The 22,373-nt window shown below is 73.5% G+C and carries 18 protein-coding genes; 14 read left to right on the top strand and 4 right to left on the bottom strand.

The annotated features are described in order from the left end of the window. Positions 1–265 precede the first annotated feature (265 nt). The 3 genes from lpdA to ACFVYI_RS01305 all read left to right on the top strand — a co-directional run bounded on the left by lpdA (position 266) and on the right by ACFVYI_RS01305 (position 4,203). A complete protein-coding gene (gene lpdA, locus ACFVYI_RS01315) occupies positions 266–1,654 on the top strand; it encodes a dihydrolipoyl dehydrogenase (RefSeq protein ID WP_387880155.1) in 1,389 nt (462 codons plus the stop codon). 56 nt (positions 1,655–1,710) lie between these two features. Beyond that, entirely contained in the window at positions 1,711–3,480 is a 1,770-nt protein-coding gene (gene sucB / locus ACFVYI_RS01310; RefSeq protein WP_387880152.1) for a 2-oxoglutarate dehydrogenase, E2 component, dihydrolipoamide succinyltransferase, read from the top strand. A gap of 207 nt (positions 3,481–3,687) precedes the next feature. Further along, entirely contained in the window at positions 3,688–4,203 is a 516-nt protein-coding gene (locus ACFVYI_RS01305; protein WP_387880150.1) for a DUF4240 domain-containing protein, read from the top strand. A 34-nt stretch (positions 4,204–4,237) separates the two neighbouring features. Here the strand turns inward: ACFVYI_RS01305 and ACFVYI_RS01300 are convergent, their stop codons facing one another. Both ACFVYI_RS01300 and ACFVYI_RS01295 read right to left on the bottom strand, forming a co-directional pair. Continuing rightward, entirely contained in the window at positions 4,238–5,293 is a 1,056-nt protein-coding gene (locus ACFVYI_RS01300; RefSeq protein WP_387880148.1) for a DUF2510 domain-containing protein, read from the bottom strand. A 189-nt stretch (positions 5,294–5,482) separates the two neighbouring features. Continuing rightward, a complete protein-coding gene (locus tag ACFVYI_RS01295; RefSeq protein ID WP_387880146.1) occupies positions 5,483–5,980 on the bottom strand; it encodes a GNAT family N-acetyltransferase in 498 nt (165 codons plus the stop codon). Positions 5,981–6,053: 73 nt separating this feature from the next. Between ACFVYI_RS01295 and ACFVYI_RS01290 the strand changes: the two genes are divergently transcribed. The 3 genes from ACFVYI_RS01290 to ACFVYI_RS01280 all read left to right on the top strand — a co-directional run bounded on the left by ACFVYI_RS01290 (position 6,054) and on the right by ACFVYI_RS01280 (position 10,072). After that, complete coding sequence (locus tag ACFVYI_RS01290) at positions 6,054–6,959, top strand: TIGR01777 family oxidoreductase (protein WP_387880143.1); 906 nt, start codon at positions 6,054–6,056, stop codon at positions 6,957–6,959. A 446-nt stretch (positions 6,960–7,405) separates the two neighbouring features. Next, on the top strand, positions 7,406–8,737 hold the full coding sequence (locus ACFVYI_RS01285; RefSeq protein ID WP_387880141.1) for an NAD(P)/FAD-dependent oxidoreductase: 1,332 nt from the start codon (positions 7,406–7,408) through the stop codon (positions 8,735–8,737). A gap of 105 nt (positions 8,738–8,842) precedes the next feature. Further along, complete coding sequence (locus ACFVYI_RS01280) at positions 8,843–10,072, top strand: cation:proton antiporter (RefSeq protein WP_387880138.1); 1,230 nt, start codon at positions 8,843–8,845, stop codon at positions 10,070–10,072. 120 nt (positions 10,073–10,192) lie between these two features. Here ACFVYI_RS01280 and ACFVYI_RS01275 read toward each other — a convergent pair whose 3' ends face one another. Then, entirely contained in the window at positions 10,193–12,061 is a 1,869-nt protein-coding gene (locus tag ACFVYI_RS01275) for a regulator (protein ID WP_387880136.1), read from the bottom strand. 309 nt (positions 12,062–12,370) lie between these two features. On the opposite strand from ACFVYI_RS01275, the gene ACFVYI_RS01270 reads away from it, so the two are divergent. The 7 genes from ACFVYI_RS01270 to ACFVYI_RS01240 all read left to right on the top strand — a co-directional run bounded on the left by ACFVYI_RS01270 (position 12,371) and on the right by ACFVYI_RS01240 (position 20,011). Then, a complete protein-coding gene (locus ACFVYI_RS01270) occupies positions 12,371–13,132 on the top strand; it encodes a 3-hydroxybutyrate dehydrogenase (protein ID WP_387880133.1) in 762 nt (253 codons plus the stop codon). Between the two features lie 41 nt (positions 13,133–13,173). Then, positions 13,174–14,580, top strand: coding sequence for an MFS transporter (locus ACFVYI_RS01265; RefSeq protein ID WP_387880131.1), 1,407 nt, complete (start codon positions 13,174–13,176; stop codon positions 14,578–14,580). Positions 14,581–14,703: 123 nt separating this feature from the next. Continuing rightward, positions 14,704–16,683, top strand: coding sequence for a helix-turn-helix domain-containing protein (locus tag ACFVYI_RS01260; protein ID WP_387880128.1), 1,980 nt, complete (start codon positions 14,704–14,706; stop codon positions 16,681–16,683). A 197-nt stretch (positions 16,684–16,880) separates the two neighbouring features. Beyond that, positions 16,881–17,678, top strand: a complete 798-nt coding sequence (gene lipB, locus ACFVYI_RS01255; RefSeq protein WP_387880126.1) for a lipoyl(octanoyl) transferase LipB — start codon at positions 16,881–16,883, stop codon at positions 17,676–17,678. A 150-nt stretch (positions 17,679–17,828) separates the two neighbouring features. Beyond that, a complete protein-coding gene (locus ACFVYI_RS01250; RefSeq protein WP_387880123.1) occupies positions 17,829–18,785 on the top strand; it encodes a lipoyl synthase in 957 nt (318 codons plus the stop codon). A gap of 179 nt (positions 18,786–18,964) precedes the next feature. Further along, a complete protein-coding gene (locus ACFVYI_RS01245) occupies positions 18,965–19,195 on the top strand; it encodes a hypothetical protein (RefSeq protein WP_387880122.1) in 231 nt (76 codons plus the stop codon). A gap of 126 nt (positions 19,196–19,321) precedes the next feature. Continuing rightward, positions 19,322–20,011 carry a DUF4191 domain-containing protein gene (locus ACFVYI_RS01240; RefSeq protein ID WP_387880119.1) on the top strand — a complete coding sequence of 230 codons (690 nt, stop codon included), beginning with the start codon at positions 19,322–19,324 and terminating at the stop codon, positions 20,009–20,011. A 145-nt stretch (positions 20,012–20,156) separates the two neighbouring features. Here the strand turns inward: ACFVYI_RS01240 and ACFVYI_RS01235 are convergent, their stop codons facing one another. Next, entirely contained in the window at positions 20,157–20,624 is a 468-nt protein-coding gene (locus tag ACFVYI_RS01235; RefSeq protein WP_387880117.1) for an RDD family protein, read from the bottom strand. A gap of 259 nt (positions 20,625–20,883) precedes the next feature. Here ACFVYI_RS01235 and glnA point away from each other — a divergent pair, with 259 nt between their 5' ends. After that, positions 20,884–22,296: a type I glutamate--ammonia ligase gene (gene glnA, locus ACFVYI_RS01230; RefSeq protein ID WP_387880115.1), complete on the top strand. Its 1,413-nt coding sequence runs from the start codon at positions 20,884–20,886 to the stop codon at positions 22,294–22,296. The last annotated feature ends 77 nt before the right edge of the window (positions 22,297–22,373 follow it).

The following is a 22,373-nucleotide window of genomic DNA, read 5'->3' as shown; positions in this document are numbered from 1 at the left end:
GCGGAACCAGGCGCGGCCCGGCCCGCCCAATACGCCGCTCCCGCCGCTGTCAACCCCGCGTTGAGCTGCGATGATGCCCTTCCGTCGGGGGCATTCCCGCCCCTGTGACCACCCTTCGGGACACCCCTGGGGCGGACCCGGACATCAGCTGCCGTGAACAAGTGCGAAGATGTATTTCCGGCACGACTGGGCGCCCCACAAAGGCTTCCGACCCACCGGACCGCGACCGGCCCGGCGACCCACCCCATTGCATGGAGGACGTGACGTGGCGAACGACGCCAGCACCGTTTTCGACGTAGTCATTCTCGGAGGCGGAAGCGGCGGTTACGCCGCGGCGCTCCGCGCCGCTCAGCTGGGCCTGAGCGTCGCCCTGGTCGAGAAGGGTGAGCTGGGCGGCACCTGCCTGCACCGCGGCTGCATCCCGACCAAGGCGCTGCTGCACGCCGCCGAGATCGCGGACGAGACGAAGGAGGCCGCCGAGTTCGGCGTGCTGGCCACCTTCCAGGGCATCGACATCAACGGTGTCCACAAGTACAAGGACGACGTCATCGCCGGCCTGTACAAGGGCCTGCAGGGCCTGGTCGCCTCCCGCAAGGTGACCTTCATCCAGGGCGAGGGCAGGCTCTCCTCGCAGACCTCGGTGGACGTCAACGGCCAGCGCATCGAGGGCCGCCACATCGTCCTCGCCACCGGCTCCGTGCCGAAGTCGCTGCCGGGCCTGACCATCGACGGCGACCGCGTGATCTCCTCCGACCACGCGCTCAAGCTCGACCGCATCCCGAAGTCCGCCGTGATCCTCGGCGGCGGCGTGATCGGCGTCGAGTTCGCCTCGGTCTGGAAGTCCTTCGGCGTCGAGGTCACCATCGTCGAGGCACTGCCGCACCTGGTCCCGCTGGAGGACGAGAACTCCTCCAAGCTGCTGGAGCGCGCGTTCCGCAAGCGCGGCATCAAGTTCGAGCTGAAGGCCCGCTTCTCCGGCGTCGAGTACACCGAGACCGGTGTGCGCGTCTCCACCGAGAACGGCAAGCAGATCGACGCCGACCTGCTGCTCGTCGCCATCGGCCGCGGCCCGGTCTCGGCCGGCCTCGGCTACGAGGAGAACGGCGTCGCGATGGACCGCGGCTACGTGCTCGTCGACGAGTACATGCGCACCAACGTGCCCACCATCTCCGCCGTCGGCGACCTCGCCCCGACCCTGCAGCTGGCCCACGTCGGCTTCGCCGAGGGCATCCTGGTCGCCGAGCGCCTGGCCGGCCTCAAGGCCGTGCCGATCGACTACGACGGCGTCCCGCGCGTGACCTACTCCAACCCCGAGGTGGCCTCCGTCGGCATCTCCGAGGCCAAGGCCGTCGAGCTGTACGGCAAGGAGAAGGTCGTCACCCTCAAGTACAACCTGGCCGGCAACGGCAAGAGCAAGATCCTGAAGACCGCCGGCGAGATCAAGCTCGTCCAGGTCAAGGACGGCGCCGTGGTCGGCGTCCACATGGTCGGCGCCCGGATGGGCGAGCAGGTCGGCGAGGCTCAGCTGATCTACAACTGGGAGGCCCTGCCGGCCGAGGTCGCGCAGCTCATCCACGCCCACCCGACCCAGTCCGAGGCCCTGGGCGAGGCGCACCTGGCGCTGGCCGGCAAGCCGCTGCACGCGCACGACTGATCGCGCCCCACACCCCCCATTCCAGTACGCAAGACTTGATAGGAGTCGCTGAAACCATGGCGGTCTCAGTAACACTGCCCGCGCTGGGCGAGAGCGTTTCCGAGGGCACCGTCACCCGTTGGCTGAAGGCCGAGGGTGAGCGTGTGGAGGTCGACGAGCCGCTGCTCGAGGTCTCCACCGACAAGGTCGACACCGAGATCCCGGCCCCGGCCTCGGGCATCCTGGCCTCGATCAAGGTCGGCGAGGACGAGACCGTCGAGGTCGGCGCCGAGCTGGCGATCATCGACGACGGCTCCGGCGCCCCGGTCGCCGCCCCGGCCCCGGCCGCCGAGGCCGCTCCGGCCCCGGCTGCCGCCCCGGTCGCGGAGGCGCCCGCCGCCCCCGCCCCGGTCGCCGAGGCCCCGGCGGCTCCGGCCGCCGCCCCGGCCGCCGACGCCACCCCGGTGCTGCTGCCCGCGCTGGGCGAGTCGGTCACCGAGGGCACCGTCACCCGCTGGCTGAAGGCCGAGGGTGAGACGGTCGAGGTCGACGAGCCGCTGCTCGAGGTCTCCACCGACAAGGTCGACACCGAGATCCCGTCGCCGGTCGCCGGCGTCGTGGTGAAGATCCTGGTCGGCGAGGACGAGACCGCAGAGGTCGGCGCCCAGCTCGCGCTGATCGGCGCCCCGGGTGCGGCCGCTCCGGCCCCGGTTGCCGCCCCCGCTGCTCCGGTCGCTGCCCCGGCCCCCGTCGCCCCGGCTGCCCCGGTCGCCGCTCCGGCCCCGGTTGCTCCGGCCGCCCCGGTCGCCGCTCCGGCCCCGGTTGCTCCGGCCGCCCCGGTCGCCGCTCCCGCTCCGGTCGCCGCTCCGGCCCCCGTCGCCCCGGCTGCCCCGGTCGCCGCCCCGGCTCCCGTCGCCGCCGCGCCGGTCGCCGACAGCGGTGACGCCTACGTCACCCCGCTGGTGCGCAAGCTCGCCGCCGAGCAGGGCGTCACGCTGGCCTCCGTCACCGGCACCGGTGTCGGCGGTCGCATCCGCAAGCAGGACGTCATCGCCGCCGCCGAGGCCGCGAAGGCCGCTCCGGCCCCCGTCGCGGCCGCGCCGAAGGCCGCCGCCGCGCCGTCCCCGCTGCGTGGCCAGACGGTCAAGATGACCCGCATCCGCAAGGCCATCGGCGACAACATGCTGAAGGCCCTGCACGAGCAGGCTCAGCTGACCAGCGTGGTCGAGGTGGACGTCACCAAGATCATCTCGCTGCGCGGCAAGGCCAAGGACGCCTTCCTCGCCCGCGAGGGCGTGAAGCTGTCCCCGATGCCGTTCTTCGTCAAGGCCGCCGCCCAGGCGCTGAAGAGCCACCCGGTGATCAACGCCCGCATCAACGAGGCCGAGGGCACCATCACCTACTTCGACTCCGAGAACATCGGGATCGCGGTGGACTCCGAGAAGGGTCTGATGACCCCGGTCATCAAGGGTGCGGGCGACCTCAACATCGCCGGCATCTCGAAGAAGACCGCGGAGCTGGCCGGCAAGGTGCGCGGCAACAAGATCACTCCGGACGAGCTGTCCGGCGCGACCTTCACCATCAGCAACACCGGCTCGCGCGGTGCGCTGTTCGACACCGTCATCGTGCCGCCGAACCAGGTCGCCATCCTGGGCATCGGCGCGACGGTCAAGCGCCCGGTCGTCATCGAGGCCGACGGCGGCACCGCCATCGGCATCCGCGACATGACCTACCTGTCGCTCTCCTACGACCACCGCCTGGTGGACGGCGCCGACGCCGCCCGCTTCCTGGTGGCCGTCAAGGAGATCCTCGAGGCCGGCGAGTTCGAGGTCGAGCTCGGCCTGTAAGGCAGCAGCCCGCGAGGCAGCCACGGCAGTAGGGAGCCCCGCGTCGTCCTCGGACGGCGCGGGGCTCCGCGTTAGGGTCCGCCCGCCCGGTGCCGGCCGCGGGGTGGTCGTCCGCCCGCGGGGCGCCCGGCGGCGGTCGCGACCGCCCGCGTTTCGCCGGGCCCATCGCATGCGATCGCGCGGGCGAACAGGGATGCTGGAGCGGTGATGGACGAGACCGACTTCTGGCAGATCATCGACGACACCCGGGAGGACGCCGACGGCGACCCGGACGAGCAGGCGGAACGGCTGGTGGAGCGGCTCGTCCAACTGACCCCGGACGACGTCATCGACTTCGCGCGGCTCTTCGAGGCCCGGTTCCAGCGCGCCTACCGCACCGACCTGTGGGGCGCCGCCTACCTGTTGCTGGACGGCGCCTCCGAGGACACCTTCGACTACTTCCGCTGCTGGCTGATCGGCCAGGGCCGGGAGGTGTTCGAGGGCGGGCTGCACGAGCCGGACGATCTGGCCGACCTGCTCCCCGACTTCGACGAGGAGGAGGACGGCGAGGCCGAGGACCTGGGCTACGCGGCCGACGAGGCGTACGAGCAGCTGACCGGGCTGCCGCTGCCCGAGGTGGGCGAGCGGCAGCCCGCGCGGCCGTCCGGCGCCGCCCTGGACTTCGACGACCCGGACGCCATGGCGAAACGGTTCCCCAAGCTCTGGGAGCGCTACGGGGACTGACCCGGGGACGGCCCGGGGACCGGGGGCGGCCGGCTCAGGTGCCGGAGCCGGAGCCGCTGCCGTCCTGCTTGATGCCCTTGAGGATCTGGTCGAGCACGGTCGGGTCGGGCGCGCCCGCGGCGTCGTCCACCCCGCCCTCGAAGGCCACGAAGCCGCCGCCCTTGGCGGGGACGGCCGCCAGCAGGATGTAGCCCTTGGTGCCGTCCGAGGTGGTGATGTGCCACCGCACCGCGTAGCCCGAGACGCCCGCCACGGTGGTGTTGGCGGAGCCGGCATCGGTGTGCGAGGTGATGCCGGTGAAGATCGCCGCCGCGTAGGTGGGCATCGCCGCCTCGGCCGCCGCCCGGGCCGAGGCCCCCGCGATGGTGTCCTTCTCCACCGAGAACTGGCCCCGGATGCAGGATCCGCCGGTCGGGCAGGTGTAGCGGCCGCTGCCCAGGAAGACCGTCGAGTGCGTGGTGTCGGTCTGCGCGTCCCAGCCCTGGAAGATCGGCACCGTGATGGCGTGCTGGGCGTCGGCGGCGGTGTCCTTGACCACCGGCACCGGCGGCAGGCTGGGCGCGGGGGTGGGAGTGGCGGTGGGCGCGGGCGCGGGCGTGCGCGTGGCCGGCCCGCGGGTCGGCGTCGGGCTCGGGACGTCCGTGACGGTGACCGTCGGCACGGGCGCCGGGTCCGCCTTCGGATCGCCGCCGCTGTTGAGGGCGATCGCGGCCACCACACCGACCACGGCCAGCACCCCGGCCACGATCGCCACGACCACGCCCGGCTTCATCCGGCCGGACTGCGGTGGCGGCGGCGGATAGCCGCCCTGCGGGTAGCCGTAGCCCTGCTGGTCCTGCGTCGGGTAGCCGTAGCCGGGCGCGCCCTGCTGCGGGGCGCCGTAGCCGTAGGCGGGCGGCGGGGAGACGGGGGCCGGCGGTTGCGGGGTCTGCCAGGAGACCTGGGTCGGGGCGTCGGCGAGCCCGCCGCCGCCCGCCTGGACGGGGCGGACGTCACTGGTCCAGGCGTTGCCGTCCCACCAGCGCTCATGACCGGCTGTGCCGTCCGCACCCGGTACCGGGTACCACCCGGGAGGCGTCGAGTTGCTCACGGCCGTACGGTACCCGGCGCGGCACTGCTCCAGACAGGTTGGGTTTGTCACGAGTCTGCACCACCCTCGCACCCGATCTGACGACCAGTCAGTAACCTGTGCGCGCGTGTGGGCGGCGGGGCGCGGGGACGCTCGCGTGACGCGGGAGGCCGGGCGCGGGGACGCTCGCGGCCCGCCGGGCCCGTCTGCTCAGGACGCCAGCGAACGGGCCATCCAGATGTCGTCCACGTACCGGCCGTCGATCAGGAACTCCTCGGCGAGCGAGCCCTCGACCACGAAGCCGCAGGCCTCGTACAGCCGGCGGGCCGGGGCGTTGTGCCCCAGCACCCGCAGGGTGATCCGGCGCGCTCCCTGCTCCCTGGCGGCCGTGCAGCCCGCCTCCACCAGCGCCCGGCCGATGCCCCGGCCGCGGGCCGAGGAGGAGACCGCCAGGCCCTGGATCTGCCGCACGTGCCGGTTGCTGGCCAGCGGAGTGGGCGCCACCACCCGGATGTGGCCGACGATCCGGCCGTCGAGCAGGGCGAGCAGGAACTGGTCCGGGGTGTGCCGCTCGTCGAACACGCCGTCCCCCTCGGCCGGCTGCGGGGCGACGTCGCTCTGCCAGGACCAGGCGGCCCGGTTGAGCTCGGAGAGCTCCTTCTCGTCCTCGGTCTGCGCGGGACGGATGATCAGATCTTCGTCGTACATGCGCGTCATGCTAATCAGCGGCGCCCGGGGCGTACACGGAATTCCGGCCGCCCGGAGCTGCAAGGATGGCCCCATGCGCATCGCGGTCACAGGATCCACGGGATTGATCGGCTCGACACTCGTCCGCTCGCTGCTCGCCGACGGCCACCAGGTGGTCCGACTGGTCCGGCACCGCTCCAGAACCGGGCCGCAGTCGGACGGGACGACGGCGATCGGCTGGAACCCGCTGCTGGGGCAGGTCGACCGGGCCGGGCTGGAAGGCGTCGAGGCGGTCGTGCACCTGGCGGGCGCCGGGGTCGGCGACCGCCGGTGGACGGACGCGTACAAGCGGGAGATCCGGGAGAGCCGGGTGCTCGGCACCGAGACGCTGGCCGTCGCGCTGGCGGAACTCAAGGAGCCGCCGCGGGTCTTCGTCAGCGCCTCGGCCGTCGGGGTCTACGGACAGACCGGCGACCGGGTGATCGACGAGGACTCCCCCGCCGGGGACGACTTCCTGGCCGAGGTCTGCGTCGAGTGGGAGGCCGCCGCCCGGCCCGCCGAGCGGGCCGGGATCCGGGTGGTCCACCCGCGCACCGGGCTGGTGCTCTCGGCCGCCGGCGGGGCCGGCGGCCGGCTCTTCCCGCTGTTCCGCCTCGGCCTCGGCGGGCGGCTCGGCGACGGCCGGCAGTACTGGAGCTTCATCTCGCTGGTGGACGAGGTCGCGGCGATGCGGTTCCTGCTCGACCGGGACGACCTGAGCGGCGCGTTCAACCTCAGCGCGCCGGAGCCGGTCACCAATGCCGAGCTGACGGCGGCCCTCGGCCGGGTGCTGAAGCGGCCGACGCCGTTCCCGGTGCCGGAGGCGGTGCTCAAGGCGGTGCTGGGCGAGTTGGCGGTCGAGGTGACCGGCAGCCACCGGGTGGTGCCGCGGCGGTTGCTGGAGGCCGGCTTCCGCTTCGAGCACCCGGATGTGGACGCGGCGGTGCGGGCGGCGCTGTAACGGCGGGGCGGGGCGTCGCCGGGGAGCCGGGAGCGCACGCGGGGCGGCGGGCGCGGTAGGCCGGGTGCGGTAGGCCGGGTGCTCCCGGTGCGGCACCCCGCACGGGCGGTCCCGCGTACGCCCCGTACGGCATCCGCCCTGGCCGGGGGCATATGCCGAGCGGGGGTCGGGCGGGGCTCCGGGAGGGGGCGCACAGGAGCACGCAACAGGCGCGCCGCACGCCCCTGGTGACCGTGCGCGCCCGCCGACCCCGAACCCGGCCGGTTGCGCGCACCGAGCGTGACCGCACCCCCACCGCATGCTGTCGAACCCTCCCCGGGGCCCGGATCGGGCCCGGTGTGCTTGTCTGACGCTCGCACTGACTGGGCATCACATCGTCGGACCGTGTCCCGGCACCCCGCTGCCTGCGTCGGCCGAAGCTCCGGGACCAGGGAGGGAGCACGCCAGTGCCCACATACGACTTCACTCGCCGCACCCGCCGACAGTCCGATCCGGACGTCGTCGTGGTGGGCGCCGGACTCGCGGGCCTGGCCGCCGCCCGCGCGCTCACCGGCCACGGCCTGACCGTCCAGGTCCTGGAGGCCGCGGGCCGGATCGGCGGCCGGATGGCCACCCGCGAGCTGGACGGGTTCCGGCTCGACCACGGCAGCCAGTTGCTGAACACCGCCTACCCCGAGCTGGGCCGCGCGCTCGACCTCGACCGGCTCGGCCTGCACCCACTCGCGCCCGGCGTGCTCGTGTACAGCGGCGGCCGCCGGTACCGCGCCGGGGATCCGCAGCTGACCGCCGCCCGGCAGGCGGCCTCCCGGGCGCCGCTCGGCAGTCCGCTGGACAAGGCCCGGCTGGGCGGCTGGCTCAGCCGGCTGGCCGCCACCCCCGCCGGCCGGCTGCAGGCCCGGCCGGAGACCACCACCGCCCGCGCGCTCGGCGAACGCGGCCTCGCACCGCGCACCGTCGACGGCTTCCTGCGGCCGCTGCTCGGCGCCCTTCTCAGCGACCCGGCCCTGGGCACCAGCAGCCGGATCGCCGACCTGGTGCTGCACTGCTACGCGCGCGGCCGGCTCTGTCTGCCCGCCGACGGGATCGCGGCCGTGCCCGCCCAGGTGGCCGCCGCCCTGCCGGCCGGGACCCTGCGGACCGGAGTGCGGGTCACCTCGATAGCGGCCGACGGCGTGGAGACCGCCGGCCACGGCCGGATCGGCGCCCAGGCCGTCGTGGTGGCGACCGACGCGCGCTCCGCCGCCGGACTGCTGCCCGGGCTGCGGCTGCCGGACTTCCACCCGGTCACGACCTTCTACCACGCGACGGACCGCACGCCGATCGGCGAGGCCGTGCTGCTGCTGGACGGCGACCGGCCGAACGGCCACCCGCCGCTGGTCTCGCACTCCCTGGTGCTCAGCGAGCTGCACCCCTCGTACGCCCCGGCCGGACAGGCGCTGGTCGCCACGACGGTGCTGGGGCGGCGGTCCTTCGACGCCGGCGGGCCGGCCGCGCTCGAACCCGCGGTACGCGCGCGGTTGGCCGAGCTGTACGGCGCCCCGGCCAAGGGCTGGCAGTTCCTGAGCGTGCGCCACGTCCCGGACGCGGTGCCCGCCATGCCGCCGCCGCACAACAGCCGGCGCCCGGTGCGACTGCTGGCCGGGCTGTACGTCTGCGGCGACCACCGGGACACCAGCAGCGTCCAGGGCGCGCTGGTCTCGGGGCGGCGGGCGGCGCAGGCCGTGGTGCGCGACCTCGGGCTGCCGGCCACCGCCCGGGAGGCGGAGGCGGCGGCCTGAACACGCGACCGGCGGCCTGCCGAGGCGGCAGGCAACGGCATGCCAGTATGCCGATATGACCGCTAATCGGATGCTTTCCGTCCAGAACCCCGGGCCCGTCGCCCGGTGAGCGCCGACTTCCAGGTCGAGCCGCTCACGCTGATCCTGATCCCGGCCGCCGCCGTGGCCGCGCCGCTGCTCGCCGACCGGCTGCTGCGGTGGGTCGCCGTCCCCACGGTGGTGTTCGAGATCGTGCTCGGCGTCCTGATCGGCCCCGACGTACTGGACTGGGCGCAGGTCGGCGGTCTGGTCGACGCGCTCTCCGAGTTCGGCCTGGCGATGCTGATGTTCCTGGCCGGTTACGAGATCGACTTCGCCAAGCTGCGCGGCGGCCCGCTGAAACGGGCGGGCGCCGCGTGGCTGGTGTCCCTCGTGGTGGCCCTCGGCGTGGGCGCGATGGTCAACCGGGACCCCCTGAACGGCGCCTTCGCCGGACTCGCCCTCACCACCACCGCGCTCGGCACCATCCTGCCGATCCTGCGGGACGCCGGGGAGCTGCCGACCCCGTTCGGCTCGCTGGTGATGGCCACCGGCGCGGTCGGCGAGTTCGGGCCGATCATCGCGATCGCGATCCTGCTCAGCGGCAACAGCCCGCTGCGGACCGCCGTCATCCTGGCCGCCTTCGCGGTGATCACGGCGGCCGCCGTCGGCTACGCCCGCCGGCCCCGGCCGGACTGGATGACCCGGCTGATCCGCCGGACCCTGCGCACCTCCGGCCAGTTCGCGATCCGCACGGTGATCCTGGTGCTCACCGCGATGGTGTCCGCCGCGGTCTGGCTCGATCTGGACATGCTGCTCGGCGCGTTCACCGCCGGGATCGTCTCCCACCTGCTGCTCACCGATGTGCCGGAGGCCGAGGAGGAGGTCATCGAGGCCAAGCTGGAGGGCATCGGCTTCGGGTTCCTCGTCCCGGTGTTCTTCGTGGTCAGCGGGATGAAGTTCGACCTGGAGGCGCTGCTCCGGGACCCGGGCAACCTGCTGCTCGTCCCGGTGTTCCTGCTGCTGCTCCTGACCGTGCGCGGACTGCCGGCCGCCCTCCTCGCCCCGATCGGGCTCGGCCGGCGCGACCGGGCGGCGCTCGGCCTGTACGGCGCGACCGCGCTGCCGCTGGTCGTGGTGATCACCACGATCGAGGTGGACGCCGGGCACCTGCCGTCCTCCACCGCGGCCGCGCTGGTCGGCGCGGGCATGCTCTCCGTCCTGGCCTTCCCGTTGCTGGCCCAGCGGCTGCGCGGGACCGTCCGCCCGCCCGCCACCGAGGGCGACCGGCAGCGGGTCAACGCCGAGAGCTGGTAGCCGCGGCGGGCCGGTCGGGGGGCGCGCTCGGCCGGCCCCGGCCCGGCCCGCCCTCGGATCACCCCCGGCCGTCGTCGGATCGCCCTCGGCCGCCCGCCCTCGGATCGCCCCCGACCGTCGTCAGATCACCCCCGCCTGACGCGCCGTCTCCTCGAAGGCGCGGGCCACCGGGCTGCCCCGGTAGGGGGTGAGCCGGCGGTGGAAGTCCCGGACGTACTCCAGCGAACGGGCCGAGCGCATCTCCCCGGCCGCCCGCAGCGCGTCGGTGGCCATGGTGCACGCCTCGTCCAAGTCCCCCATCCCGAGCCGGGCGGTGGCCAGCACCAGCCGGCAGAAGATCCGGCTGCGGGCGTAGGCGGGCGAGCGCAGCCGCAGCGACTTCTCGGCGTGCTGGGCCGACGTCCGCCACTGCTGGAGGTCGCGATAGCAGTGGGCGAACTCGTCGGAGAGCTGCGCCTCGTCGAAGTAGCGTGCCCAGGAGGGAAGTTCGTCGCCGGCCCGGGCCCCGGCCAGGGCCCGCTCGGAGCGCACCAGCGCGGTCGTGCAGGACCGGACGTCACCGAGCAGGCCGTGCCCGCGGGCCTCGGCGGCGTGCAGCAGCGACTGCACGGTGGGCGGTACCGCGGTGCCCACGCCCTGCTGGGCGACCCGGGCCAGCTGGACCGCCTCCCGGCCGTGGCCGAGGTGGACGGCCTGCTGGCTCATCGTCACCAGGATGTAGCCGCCGAGCGCGCGGTCCCCCGCGGCCTGGGAGAGCCGCAGGGCCTGGACGAAGTAGCGCTGGGCCAGGCCGTGCGCGGCGATGTCGAAGGACGTCCAGCCGGCGAGCCTGGTCAGGTCGGCGACGGCTCCGAAGAGCGCCCGCCCGATCTGCTCGCCGTAGCGGCCGCGCAGCATCGGCTCGGCCTCGCTCTCCAGGTACCGGACCAGCGCCTGGCGGGCGTGGCCGCCGCCGTAGGCGTGGTCCAGCGCTCGGAAGAGGTCCCCGACGGCGCGGATCGCGGCGATGTCGCCCCGGCCGACCCGCAGCGCCGGCCTGGGCTCGCGGGCCGGGTCGGTGCACGGCGGCTCGACGGCGACGGGCGGGCGGCGGCTCTGGGTCGGCACCCGGCCGAGCGCGGCGGAGGCGGCCGGGGTGGCGGGGACCGGGGCGGCCGTCGCTGCGGTGGCGTTCCGGGCGGACGGCGCTGCGGGCGCGCCGGGTGCGGTGGACGCGCCGGGCGCCGTACCGCGCGCCGGGGGCGCGGCGGCCCCGCCGGGCGCGGCCGACCCGGCGGACGCCGCCCCCGGGCCGGCCTCGGGCCGGGGCAGGGTGGAGCCGTCCCGGGCGACCCGCTCGTCGGTGCGGCCGATCAGCCAGTCCCGGCTGGGGACGACCAGACCGGCCGGGGTGAAGGCGATCCGGCGCAGCTCGGACTGCGGGCCGTTGTCCTTGCGCCACATGCTCGCCACGATGTCCACCGCCTCCTGCGGCGTCTCGGCGAACTCCAGGCCGGCGTAGACCGGGGCGCAGGCGTCCAGGCCGAGGTCCTGGGCGGTGAGGCGGCGGCCGAGCCGACGGGTGAACACCTCGGCGATCAGCGCGGGGGTGGCGCCGCGCGGCTGCTGGCCGCGGAGCCAACGGGTGACCGAGGTCTTGTCGTACCGCAGGTCCAGACCGTGCTCCAGACCGAGCTGGTCCACCCGGCGGGCCAGGCCGGCGTGCGAGAAGCCGGCCTCCTCGATCAGGGCGGCCAGCCGGCCGTTCTGCGGGGCCGGGCCGGTGGGCGCGGCCGCCGGGGGTTGGGCGGGCGCGGGTGCGACGGGCGCCTCCGCGGGCGCCGGGGCGCTCCGGTGCCGTGCGGTCGTGACCTGCGCGGGCAGCCGCATGTCGTCGGTGGCCAGGGCGTCGGGGGCGTCCGGAAGGGCCCGGCCGACCGGACCTCGGTGCTGGTCGAGCGGGTCGAGCGGTCCGTACGCCGGGCTGTCGGTTGCAGGCCGTTGGGGCATAGTCAGTCAACACCTCTCGGACGCCGCACCGGCTCCACCAGCACTTCGGCTGCCCGTGGCGGCGCCCCCTGTCGGGAATCGGCGTGAATGTAGCGAGCATTCGGGCGCTATGGGCGGTTCTGACCGAGCAATCCTCCGAACGGGTGAAGCATCGGCGCCCATTGTGGGGAAGCCCGGACAGCATGGGTTTGGCCCGAGGTGGCCGAACCGCCGATCGACCGTCGTAGCGGTGACCACCACAGGTGGCCCGATCACTGTGGTGCACCATCACATGGGAGCCGGGCCGCTGGATTCCTACCGTTCTCGGCCATGGACACCACTTCAGCCCGCCCGCTGGACGGCCGTACGGCCCTGGTCACCGGGGCGGCCTCGGGCATCGGCCGGGCCTGCGCCGAAGCCTTCGCCGAGGCCGGCGCCCGGGTCTACGTCGTCGACCTCGCGGCCGCCCCGGCCCGGGAGCTCGCCGACCGGATCGGCGGCGTGGCGCACGTCGCGGACCTCGCCGACCCCGAGGCGGTGGAGGCGCTGCCGGACGACGCCGACATCGTGGTCAACAACGCGGGCCTCCAGCACGTCGCGCCCGTCCACGAGTTCCCGGTCGACCGCTTCACCCTGATCCAGCGGGTGATGGTCGAGGCGCCGTTCCGCATCCTGCGCCGCACCCTGCCGCACATGTACGCGCAGGACTGGGGGCGGGTGGTCAACATCTCCTCCGTCCACGGCCTGCGGGCCAGCGCCTTCAAGTCGGCCTACGTGACGGCGAAGCACGCGCTGGAGGGGCTGAGCAAGACGGTCGCCCTGGAGGGCGCGCCGTACGGCGTCACCAGCAACTGCATCAACCCGGGGTACGTCCGGACCCCGCTGGTGGAGCAGCAGATCGCCGGCCAGGCGCTGGCGCACGGCATCCGCGAGGACGAGGTGGTGGAGCGGATCATGCTCGACCGCACCGCCGTCAAGCGGCTGATCGAACCCGACGAGGTGGCGCAGCTGGCCCTCTGGCTCTGCTCCGCGCACGCCTCCTACATCACCGGCGCCAGCCTCCCCGTCGACGGCGGCTGGACGGCGCGCTGATGCCCCCTCACCACACTCCCCCCTTCGAGGTGACCCCGCCCATGGCCAGTACCGCCGCTGTCGCGAGACCAGGATCCCCCCTCTGGAAGGTGGTCGGTGCCAGTCTCATCGGCACCACCATCGAGTGGTACGACTACTTTCTGTACGGCACCGCCGCCGCGCTCGTCTTCGGCAAGCTGTTCTTCCCCAACAGCGATCCGCTGACCGGGACGCTGCTCTCCTTCCTCACCTACGCGATCGGGTTCGCGGCCCGGCCGCTCGGCGCCCTGGTGTTCGGACACTTCGGGGACCGGATCGGCCGCAAGAAGCTGCTGGTGGTGAGCCTGCTGCTGATGGGCGGGTCCACGACGCTGATCGGGTGTCTGCCGACGTACAACTCGATCGGCGCCGCCGCGCCGGTGCTGCTGACCGTGCTGCGGATGGTGCAGGGCTTCGCGCTCGGTGGCGAGTGGGGCGGCGCGGTGCTGCTGGTCTCCGAGCACGGGGACGCCCGGCGGCGCGGTTTCTGGGCCTCCTGGCCGCAGGGCGGCGCACCCGCGGGCAACCTGCTGGCGGCGGGCGTGCTGTCGCTGCTCACCACCGTGCAGTCGGACGCCACCTTCCTGTCCTGGGGCTGGCGGGTGCCGTTCCTGCTGTCCGCGGTGCTGGTGGCGGTCGGGATGTGGATCCGGCTGGCGGTGGACGAGTCCCCGCTGTTCCAGCAGGCACTGGCCGCCACCGAGGCCCGGAAGGCGGCCGGCCGGGCGGTGGAGCAGCCCCCGCTGGTGGCGGTGCTGAGGCACCACTGGCGGGAGGTGCTGGTGGCGATGGGCGCCCGGATGGCGGAGAACATCTCGTACTACGTGATGACCACGTTCGTGCTGGCGTACGCGGTGACCCAGGTGCACCTGCCCAAGCAGACCGCGCTGAACGCGGTGCTGGTCGCCTCCGCGATCCAGTTCGCGCTGATCCCGGTGTTCGGAGCACTCTCCGACCGGGTCGGGCGCAAGCCGGTGTACCTGGTGGGCGCGGTGGGCGTCGGGGTCTGGGCGTTCGTCTTCTTCGGGCTGGTGGACACCAGGTCGTTCGGGTCGCTGCTGCTGGCGGTGACCGTCGGGCTGGTCTTCCACAGCGCGATGTACGCGCCGCAGGCGGCCTTCTTCTCGGAGATGTTCGCGACCCGGATGCGGTACTCGGGCGCCTCCATCGGCGCCCAGTTCGCCTCGGTGGCGGCCGGTGCGCCGGCGCCGCTGATCGCGACGGCGCTGCTGAAGGACTACGGCAGCGCGACGCCGATCGCCGTGTACGTGGCCATCGCCGCGGTGATCACCGTCCTCGCGGTGCTCTGCGCCCGGGAGACCCGCGGCACCGACCTGACCGAGGCCGAACCGGGAGCCGGAGCGGAGGCCACCGGTCCGGCGGTGAGGGAGCCGGAGGACACCGGGGTGACCAAGGCCGCCCGGGCCTGACGAACCGGTGGCCGGCGCCCGTCACCCCGGGGCACCGGCCACCCGCGTCCGCCGGGGCCGAGCCGCTACGATCGCGCTTCCGTCCCTGGGGCCAGAGACCCACTGCCGATTGGCGGCCGCACCGTGAACGACCTCCGTCCCGACACCAGCGCGGCGCCGGCGCTGCGGCGGTTGCTCGACCTCCTCGCCTCCGGCGCCGCCACCGAGGACTTCGCCGACGTCCTGGCCGACGCGCGCCGCCGGGGCGCGCCGGCCGCCGTGCTGAGCGAGATCGACGACGCCACCTGGCAGGCGCTGCGTGTGCACCGGACGCTGCGTCAGCACCGACGCCGCGAGGCCGAGTTGACCGCTCTCTTCGACACCGCCGGGGACCTCGCCGCCTCCCGGGACCTGGACACCGTGCTCCAGGCGATCGTCCGCCGGGCCCGACTGCTGCTCGGCACCGACACCGCCTACCTGACCCTCCCGGACGAGGCCGCCGGCGACACCTACATGCGGGTCACCGACGGCTCGGTCTCGGTGCTCTTCCAGACCCTGCGGCTCAGCCTGGGCGACGGCCTCGGCGGCCTGGTCGCCCAGAGCGCCCGCCCCTACGCCACCCCCGACTACCGGACCGACGAACGGTTCCACCACACCGGCACGATCGACGCGGGCGTGCTGGACGAGGGCCTGGTCGCGATCATCGGGGTGCCGCTGCTGCTCGGCGGGCGGGTGATCGGGGTGCTGTTCGCCGCCGACCGCTCCCCGCGCGCCTTCTCCCCCGACGAGGTCGCGCTGCTCTGCTCACTGGCCGCGCACGCCGCGATCGCCCTGGACACCGCCAAGTCGCTGGCCGACACCCGGGCCGCGCTGGCCGAGCTGAACAGCGCCAACGAGCTGATCCGGGCCCACTCCGCCGCCGTCCAGCGGGCCGAGCAGGGCCACGACCGGCTCACCGACCTCGTCCTGCGCGGCGCCGAGGTGCCGGACGTGGCCGCCGAGGTGGCCGCCCTGCTGGGCGGCGGGATAGCCGTACTGGACACCGAGGGCGAACCGCTGGCCGGCCGACCCGCGCCCGCCGAGGGGCTGGCCGAGGCGGTCGCCGCCTCCCGGACCGAGGGCCGGTCGGTGCGGCACGGCGAGGACTGGGTCTGCGCCGTGCTGGCCGGTCAGGAGCCGCTGGGGGCGCTCGTGCTGAGCGGGCGGCCCGGCCTGGAGGACGCCGACCGGCGGCTCTTCGAACGGGCCAGTGTGGTGACCGCGCTGCTCCTGCTGCTGCGCCGCTCGGTGGCCGAGACGGAGAACCGGGTACGCGGCGAACTGCTGGCCGACCTGCTGACCGCCCCCGACCGCGACCCGGCCGGCCTGACCGCGCGCGGCCGCCGGCTGGGCGTGGACCTGGGGCGCCCGCACCTGGTGCTGGTCGCCGAACCGGCCGGCGCCCCCGGCACCGCGGCGACCGACCGCGGCCGGCTGGCGGGCGCCGCCGGGCGGTACCTGTTCGGCTCGCGGGGCATCAGCGCGGAGCACGGCGAGGCCGTCGTCCTGCTGCTCCCGGACGACAGCTCGGCGCCGGGCGCGGCGGGTGCGGCGGGCACGGCGGGTGCGGCGGGTGCGGCGGGTGCGGCGGGTGGTGCTCAGCAGGTGGCCGAGCTGGCGGCCGAACGGCTGGCCCGGCTGGCCGGGTTCCCCGTCACGGTCGGCGCCGGCCGCCCGGCCGCCGGGCCGGTCGCGCTGGCCTCCTCCTACGCCGAGGGCCTGCGCTGCGTCCGGGCCCTGCGGGTGCTCGGCCGGGCCGGGGACGGCGCCTCGGCCCGCGCACTCGGCTTCCTGGGCGTGCTGCTCGGCGACGGCCACGACGTGGACGGCTTCGTCGGCGCGACGCTCGGCCCGCTGCTGGACTACGACGCCCGACGCGGCACCGAACTGGTCCGCACCCTGCGCGCCTACTTCGACTGCGGGGGCAGCCTGACCCGCGCCAAGGACGAGCTGCACGTCCACGTGAACACCGTGGTGCAGCGACTGGACCGGGTCGAGGTGCTGCTCGGCCGGGACTGGAACCACCCCGAGCGCTCGCTGGAACTCCAGCTGGCGCTGCGCCTGCAGCTGCTCGCGGGCGGCTGAAGCGGGCCGCCGGCGGCTCCCGCGCGGGCCGCTCCCTCGGCCCGCCCACCGGTTCCTCCCGGGGCTCCCCCTCGGCCGCTCCCGGGCACCCTCGGGCACCTGAACGGCCGAAAGCGGCTCGGGCGTACAGTGGCGAGGTTGGTCTCGAACGCCTGGCAAGGAGCAGCAGTGGCCACAGAGCGCAACGAGGTGGGCGCATGAGCGAGAACGTACGGTTCGTGCGGATGGGCATAGGCGAGGGCGCGGTGCCCTACCAGGAGGCCTGGGAGGAGCAGCAGCGGCTGCACGCCCTGCGGGTCGCGGACGAGATCCCCGACACCGTGCTGCTGCTGGAGCACCCGCCGGTGTACACGATGGGCCGCCGCACCAACCCGGCCGACCTGCCGCTGGACGGCACGCCGGTGGTCGAGGTCAACCGGGGCGGCGAGATCACCTGGCACGGCCCCGGCCAGCTGGTCGGCTACCCGATCGTGAAGCTCCCCGAGCCGATGGACGTCGTCGCCTACGTGCGTCGGCTGGAGGAGGCCCTGATCCGGGCCTGCGGCGAGTTCGGCGTGGAGACCACCCGGATCGAGGGCCGCAGCGGGGTCTGGGTGCTGGGCGCGACCATCCCGGACGCGGTGGTGGACCCGGCGCAGGTGGTGGACATCGGCAAGCTGACCCTGCGGATGGGCCTGCCGCTGGGCATCGACCCGCGGCTGGCCGGCCCCGAGTACGCGCCCTCCAACGCCGGTCAGCGCGGCGACGACCGCAAGCTCGCCGCGATCGGCGTCCGGGTCTCGCGCGGGGTGACGATGCACGGCTTCGCGCTGAACTGCAATCCGGACATGACCTGGTTCGACCGGATCGTGCCGTGCGGGATCCGGGACGCGGGCGTGGCCTCGCTCTCCGGCGAGCTGGCCCGGCCGTTCGAGGTCGGCGAGGCGCTGACCGTGGTCGAGAAGCGCCTGGCGGAGGTGTTCGCCGAACTGCCGGAACCGGCACTCGGCCGCTGAGCCCGCACCCGGGCGCCGACCGACCGCGCCACCCGGGAATCTACCGGCCGGTAGCACTGTTGCCCTGCGTTTGCGGGCCACAGGCCCGGCGAAGGCCGTACAAGCACAGGCGTACCCTGGGGGTACCCCGTCTAGTTCTAGGAGTCGCACGTGTCCGCTGTCGCACCCGACGGCAGGAAGCTGCTCCGCCTGGAGGTCCGCAACAGCGAGACCCCCATCGAGCGGAAGCCCGAGTGGATCAAGACCCGCGCGAAGATGGGTCCGGAGTACAACGCCCTCCAGTCGCTGGTGAAGAAGGAGGGGCTGCACACGGTCTGCCAGGAGGCCGGCTGCCCCAACATCTTCGAGTGCTGGGAGGACCGCGAGGCGACCTTCCTCATCGGCGGTGACCAGTGCACCCGCCGCTGCGACTTCTGCCAGATCGACACCGGCAAGCCCGCCGATTTCGACCGCGACGAGCCGCGCCGCGTCGCCGAGTCCATCGTGACCATGGACCTCAACTACGCCACCATCACCGGCGTCGCCCGCGACGACCTGGAGGACGGCGGCTCCTGGCTGTACGCCGAGACGGTCCGCCAGGTGCACGCGCTGACCGCCGGCCGCGAGACCGGCCGCACCGGCGTCGAGCTGCTGATCCCCGACTTCAACGCGGTGCCGGAGCAGCTGGCCGAGGTCTTCTCGTCCCGCCCCGAGGTGCTGGCGCACAACGTCGAGACGGTGCCGCGGATCTTCAAGCGGATCCGGCCCGCGTTCCGCTACGAGCGCTCGCTGGACGTCATCACCCAGGCCCGCGCGGCCGGGCTGGTCACCAAGTCCAACCTGATCCTGGGCATGGGCGAGACCCGCGAGGAGGTCAGCCAGGCGCTGGCCGACCTGGTCGGCGCCGGCTGCGAGCTGATCACCATCACCCAGTACCTGCGCCCGTCGCTGCGCCACCACCCGGTCGAGCGCTGGGTGAAGCCGCACGAGTTCGTCGAGCTGCAGCAGGAGGCCGAGGAGCTCGGCTTCGCCGGGGTCATGTCCGGCCCGCTGGTGCGCTCCTCGTACCGCGCCGGGCGGCTGTACCGGCAGGCGCTGGAGCACCGCGAGCGGACGGCGGCGGTCTGACCACGGTCCGGTCCGATCCCGGCCCGGTCCGGTCCGGCCGGGGGTTCCGGTCCGACCACGGTTCCGGTCCGGCCACCGCTCGGTTTGAGCCATCAGAGGGGCGGAGCTTCGGCTCCGCCCCTTCGGGTTCACCGGGCTTTGACTGACAGGTCACGGGCTGGTAACACGGGGTGGTGAGGATGGAACCGTTCGAATCATTTCCGCCACAAGAGGAGCTGTTCGACATGCAGGTCGGCATCCGGTCGGTGGGCACCGCGCTGCGGCTGGCCGAGAGCGTGCTGCTGGCGGGCGGGCAGCGGCAGGCCCGGCGCAACGCCTGGGCCGCGGTCTGCGAGAACCGCCGCTACGCGGCGGACCGCGAGCGCGACGCCCTGCCGGGCGGCCGTGCGGTGGAGTCCGCGCGCCGTTAGACCCCGCCCGGACCGGCCCCGGAACCGCCACTGTGCGCGATCGCCCGGGGGCACCCGGGTCACGGTTCGGGCGAACGGGTACCCGGGCTTGGTTATCCCGTACCCACGGCACGTACCATGAGCGTTATGGCGAGGGAAACATCCGAGAACCCCGGGCGACTGAAGCAGATCCGCCTGGCTTACACCATGACCAAGAAGGTCGACACCAAGATCGGCCTGATCATCGGCGGCGTCGGCCTGCTGACCTTCGGCGTGTTCCTCGCCATCGGCTTCGCAATCGACCACCCGATCTATCTGGGCATCCTGGGCTTCATCGTGGCCTTCCTGGCCATGGCGATCGTCTTCGGACGCCGGGCCGAACGCGCCGCGTTCGGGCAGATGGAGGGGCAGCCGGGGGCCGTGGCGGCAGTGCTGAACAACATCAAGCGAGGGTGGAGCGCGAATTCCACCCCGGTGGCGGTCACCCGTAACCAGGACGCGGTCTACCGCGCCGTGGGCCGGGCCGGCATCGCGCTGATCGGCGAGGGCAACCCGAACCGGGTCCGCCAACTGCTGGCGTCCGAGAAGAAGAAGATGGCCCGGGTCGTCGGCGACGTACCGGTGCACGACATCGTGGTGGGCACCGGCGAGGGCGAGATCCCGCTCAAGAAGCTGCAGATCCACCTGATGCGACTGCCCCGTGCGATCACGCCCGCCCAGGTCACCGAGACCAACGACCGCCTCCGCGCGCTGGGCGATCTGCTCTCCAAGGCGCCGATCCCCAAGGGCCCGATGCCCAAGGGCGCCCGGATGCCCAAGGGCGGCCAGGTCCGCTGACCCCCTCCCCCATCGACACGAACGGCCCCGCCGCGGAATCTCCGCGGCGGGGCCGTTCGTCGTTCGGGGGTTCGCCGTTCGGGCGGGCGGCTCGTCGGCCGGGCCGTACGGGCTGGATGCGGACCTCCCAGATGCGGACCTCGGCCTAGATGCGGACCTCGACCGTACCGACCGCCTTGTCGTGCAGGCCGCGGGTGTCGCGGTCCCAGACCAGGGCCGGCACCACCAGGCAGAGCAGCACGGTGCGCAGCAGCACCTGCGGGATGGTGGCCCGGCGGCCGTCCAGGCGGACCACCCGCAGGCCGAACAGCCGCTTGCCGACGGTCGTCCCCGTGGTGGCGAGCAGCAGCACGGTGACGGCGAAGAACAGCGGGGTGGTCCACAGGTTGGCCGAGCCCGCGGAGCCCTTCCCGAGCAGCCCGTAGGCGACCAGGGCGACCAGCCAGCCGTCGACGAACAGCGCGCCCACCCGGCGGCCCGGGCCCGCGATCGAGCCGGCGCCCTCCCGGGGCAGTCCGAGGCGCTCACCGCGGTGGCCGAAGTCGGCACCCATCTTCTCGGCGGCCGCCTTCGGGCCGTCGATCCACGATCCCAACGCTTCTCTGGTGTCCACGAATCCACACTAACCGGGCGGACGCCGCAGCCCGGCACCGGCTCCCCCGGAGGGTGAATCGCGTCTCCCGGGACTCCCCCAGGTGGTCCAGACCACTCAGCCTCCGCGACCCGGGCGGGCGAAGCATTTTGCCCCGGAGCGTACGACTTTGCCGCCCACCCGAGGGCGGCGGTTAACATTCAGGAAACGGCCGGGTCACCGGTTGGAAACGGGCCGTTCCTAGGGTGAGCCCGCCCCATTCGCACGCCGAGGAGGATGGATGTTCAACAACGCCGCCGAAGTGAAGCAGTTCATTCAGGACAACGATGTCAAGTTCATCGACGTCCGGTTCTGCGATCTCCCGGGCGTCATGCAGCACTTCTCCGTGCCCGCGGCGACCTTCGACCCGTCCGAGACCCTGATGTTCGACGGTTCGTCGATCCGCGGCTTCCAGGCCATCCACGAGTCCGACATGGCACTCGTCCCGGACCTGGCCACGGCCCGGCTCGACCCGTTCCGCAAGGAAAAGCACCTCAACATCAACTTCTTCATCCAGGACCCGGTCACCGGCGAGGCCTACAGCCGCGACCCGCGCAACGTCGCGAAGAAGGCCGAGGCGTACCTCGCCTCCTCCGGCATCGCCGACACCGCGTACTTCGGCCCGGAGGCCGAGTTCTACGTCTTCGACTCGGTGCGCTTCGACACCAGCGCCAACGCGTCGTACTACCACATCGACTCCGAGGCCGGCGCCTGGAACAGCGGCTCCGCCGAGGGCGACGCGCGCGGCTACAAGGTCAAGTACAAGGGCGGCTACTTCCCGATCCCGCCCGTCGACCACTTCGCCGACCTGCGCGCCGAGATGTCGCTGGAGCTGGCCGCGGCCCACCTGGAGGTCGAGCGCCAGCACCACGAGGTGGGCACGGCCGGCCAGGCGGAGATCAACTACAAGTTCAACACGCTGCTGCACGCGGCCGACGACCTGATGCTGTTCAAGTACATCATCAAGAACGTCGCGTGGCGCAACGGCAAGACCGCCACCTTCATGCCGAAGCCGATCTTCGGCGACAACGGCTCGGGCATGCACGTCCACCAGTCGCTGTGGACCGAGGGCTCGCCGCTCTTCTACGACGAACAGGGCTACGCCGGACTCTCCGACACCGCCCGCTACTACATCGGCGGCCTGCTCAAGCACGCCCCCTCGCTGCTCGCCTTCACCAACCCGTCGGTGAACTCCTACCACCGGCTGGTGCCCGGCTTCGAGGCGCCGGTCAACCTGGTGTACTCGCAGCGCAACCGCTCGGCCGCGATCCGGATCCCGATCACCGGGTCCAACGCCAAGGCCAAGCGCATCGAGTTCCGCGCGCCGGACCCGTCGTCCAACCCGTACCTCGCGTTCGCCGCGATGCTGATGGCCGGCCTCGACGGCATCAAGAACAAGATCGAGCCGCTGCAGCCGGTCGACAAGGACCTCTACGAGCTGGCCCCCGAGGAGCACGCCAACGTGCCGCAGGTGCCGTCCTCGCTGCCGGCCGTGCTGGAGGCGCTGGAGGCGGACCACGAGTACCTGCTCGCGGGCAACGTCTTCACGCCGGACCTGATCGAGACCTGGATCGACTTCAAGCGCACCAACGAGATCGCCCCGATCGCCCTGCGCCCGCACCCGCACGAGTTCGAGCTGTACTACGACCTGTAAGGACGCCGAGGCGTCGGACGTGCCGCGGCGGGCCGGAGCTGCCAACAGGCCCCCCCGCGGCGGGGGGGGGGGCAGGG

Source organism: Kitasatospora sp. NPDC058218 (assembly GCF_042882445.1).
GTDB lineage: Bacteria > Actinomycetota > Actinomycetes > Streptomycetales > Streptomycetaceae > Kitasatospora.
This window is presented reverse-complemented; position numbering and strand designations above follow the sequence as displayed.

What these genes read in the sequence shown, in the direction of transcription:
- sucB (WP_387880152.1), top strand. Translation starts at nt 1,711, where the DNA reads ATGGCGGTCTCAGTAACACTGCCCGCGCTGGGCGAGAGCGTTTCCGAG.
- ACFVYI_RS01305 (WP_387880150.1), top strand. Translation starts at nt 3,688, where the DNA reads ATGGACGAGACCGACTTCTGGCAGATCATCGACGACACCCGGGAGGAC.
- ACFVYI_RS01295 (WP_387880146.1), bottom strand. Translation starts at nt 5,980, where the DNA reads ATGTACGACGAAGATCTGATCATCCGTCCCGCGCAGACCGAGGACGAG.
- ACFVYI_RS01290 (WP_387880143.1), top strand. Translation starts at nt 6,054, where the DNA reads ATGCGCATCGCGGTCACAGGATCCACGGGATTGATCGGCTCGACACTC.
- ACFVYI_RS01275 (WP_387880136.1), bottom strand. Translation starts at nt 12,061, where the DNA reads ATGCCCCAACGGCCTGCAACCGACAGCCCGGCGTACGGACCGCTCGAC.
- ACFVYI_RS01270 (WP_387880133.1), top strand. Translation starts at nt 12,371, where the DNA reads ATGGACACCACTTCAGCCCGCCCGCTGGACGGCCGTACGGCCCTGGTC.
- ACFVYI_RS01265 (WP_387880131.1), top strand. Translation starts at nt 13,174, where the DNA reads ATGGCCAGTACCGCCGCTGTCGCGAGACCAGGATCCCCCCTCTGGAAG.
- lipB (WP_387880126.1), top strand. Translation starts at nt 16,881, where the DNA reads ATGAGCGAGAACGTACGGTTCGTGCGGATGGGCATAGGCGAGGGCGCG.
- ACFVYI_RS01245 (WP_387880122.1), top strand. Translation starts at nt 18,965, where the DNA reads ATGGAACCGTTCGAATCATTTCCGCCACAAGAGGAGCTGTTCGACATG.
- ACFVYI_RS01240 (WP_387880119.1), top strand. Translation starts at nt 19,322, where the DNA reads ATGGCGAGGGAAACATCCGAGAACCCCGGGCGACTGAAGCAGATCCGC.
- glnA (WP_387880115.1), top strand. Translation starts at nt 20,884, where the DNA reads ATGTTCAACAACGCCGCCGAAGTGAAGCAGTTCATTCAGGACAACGAT.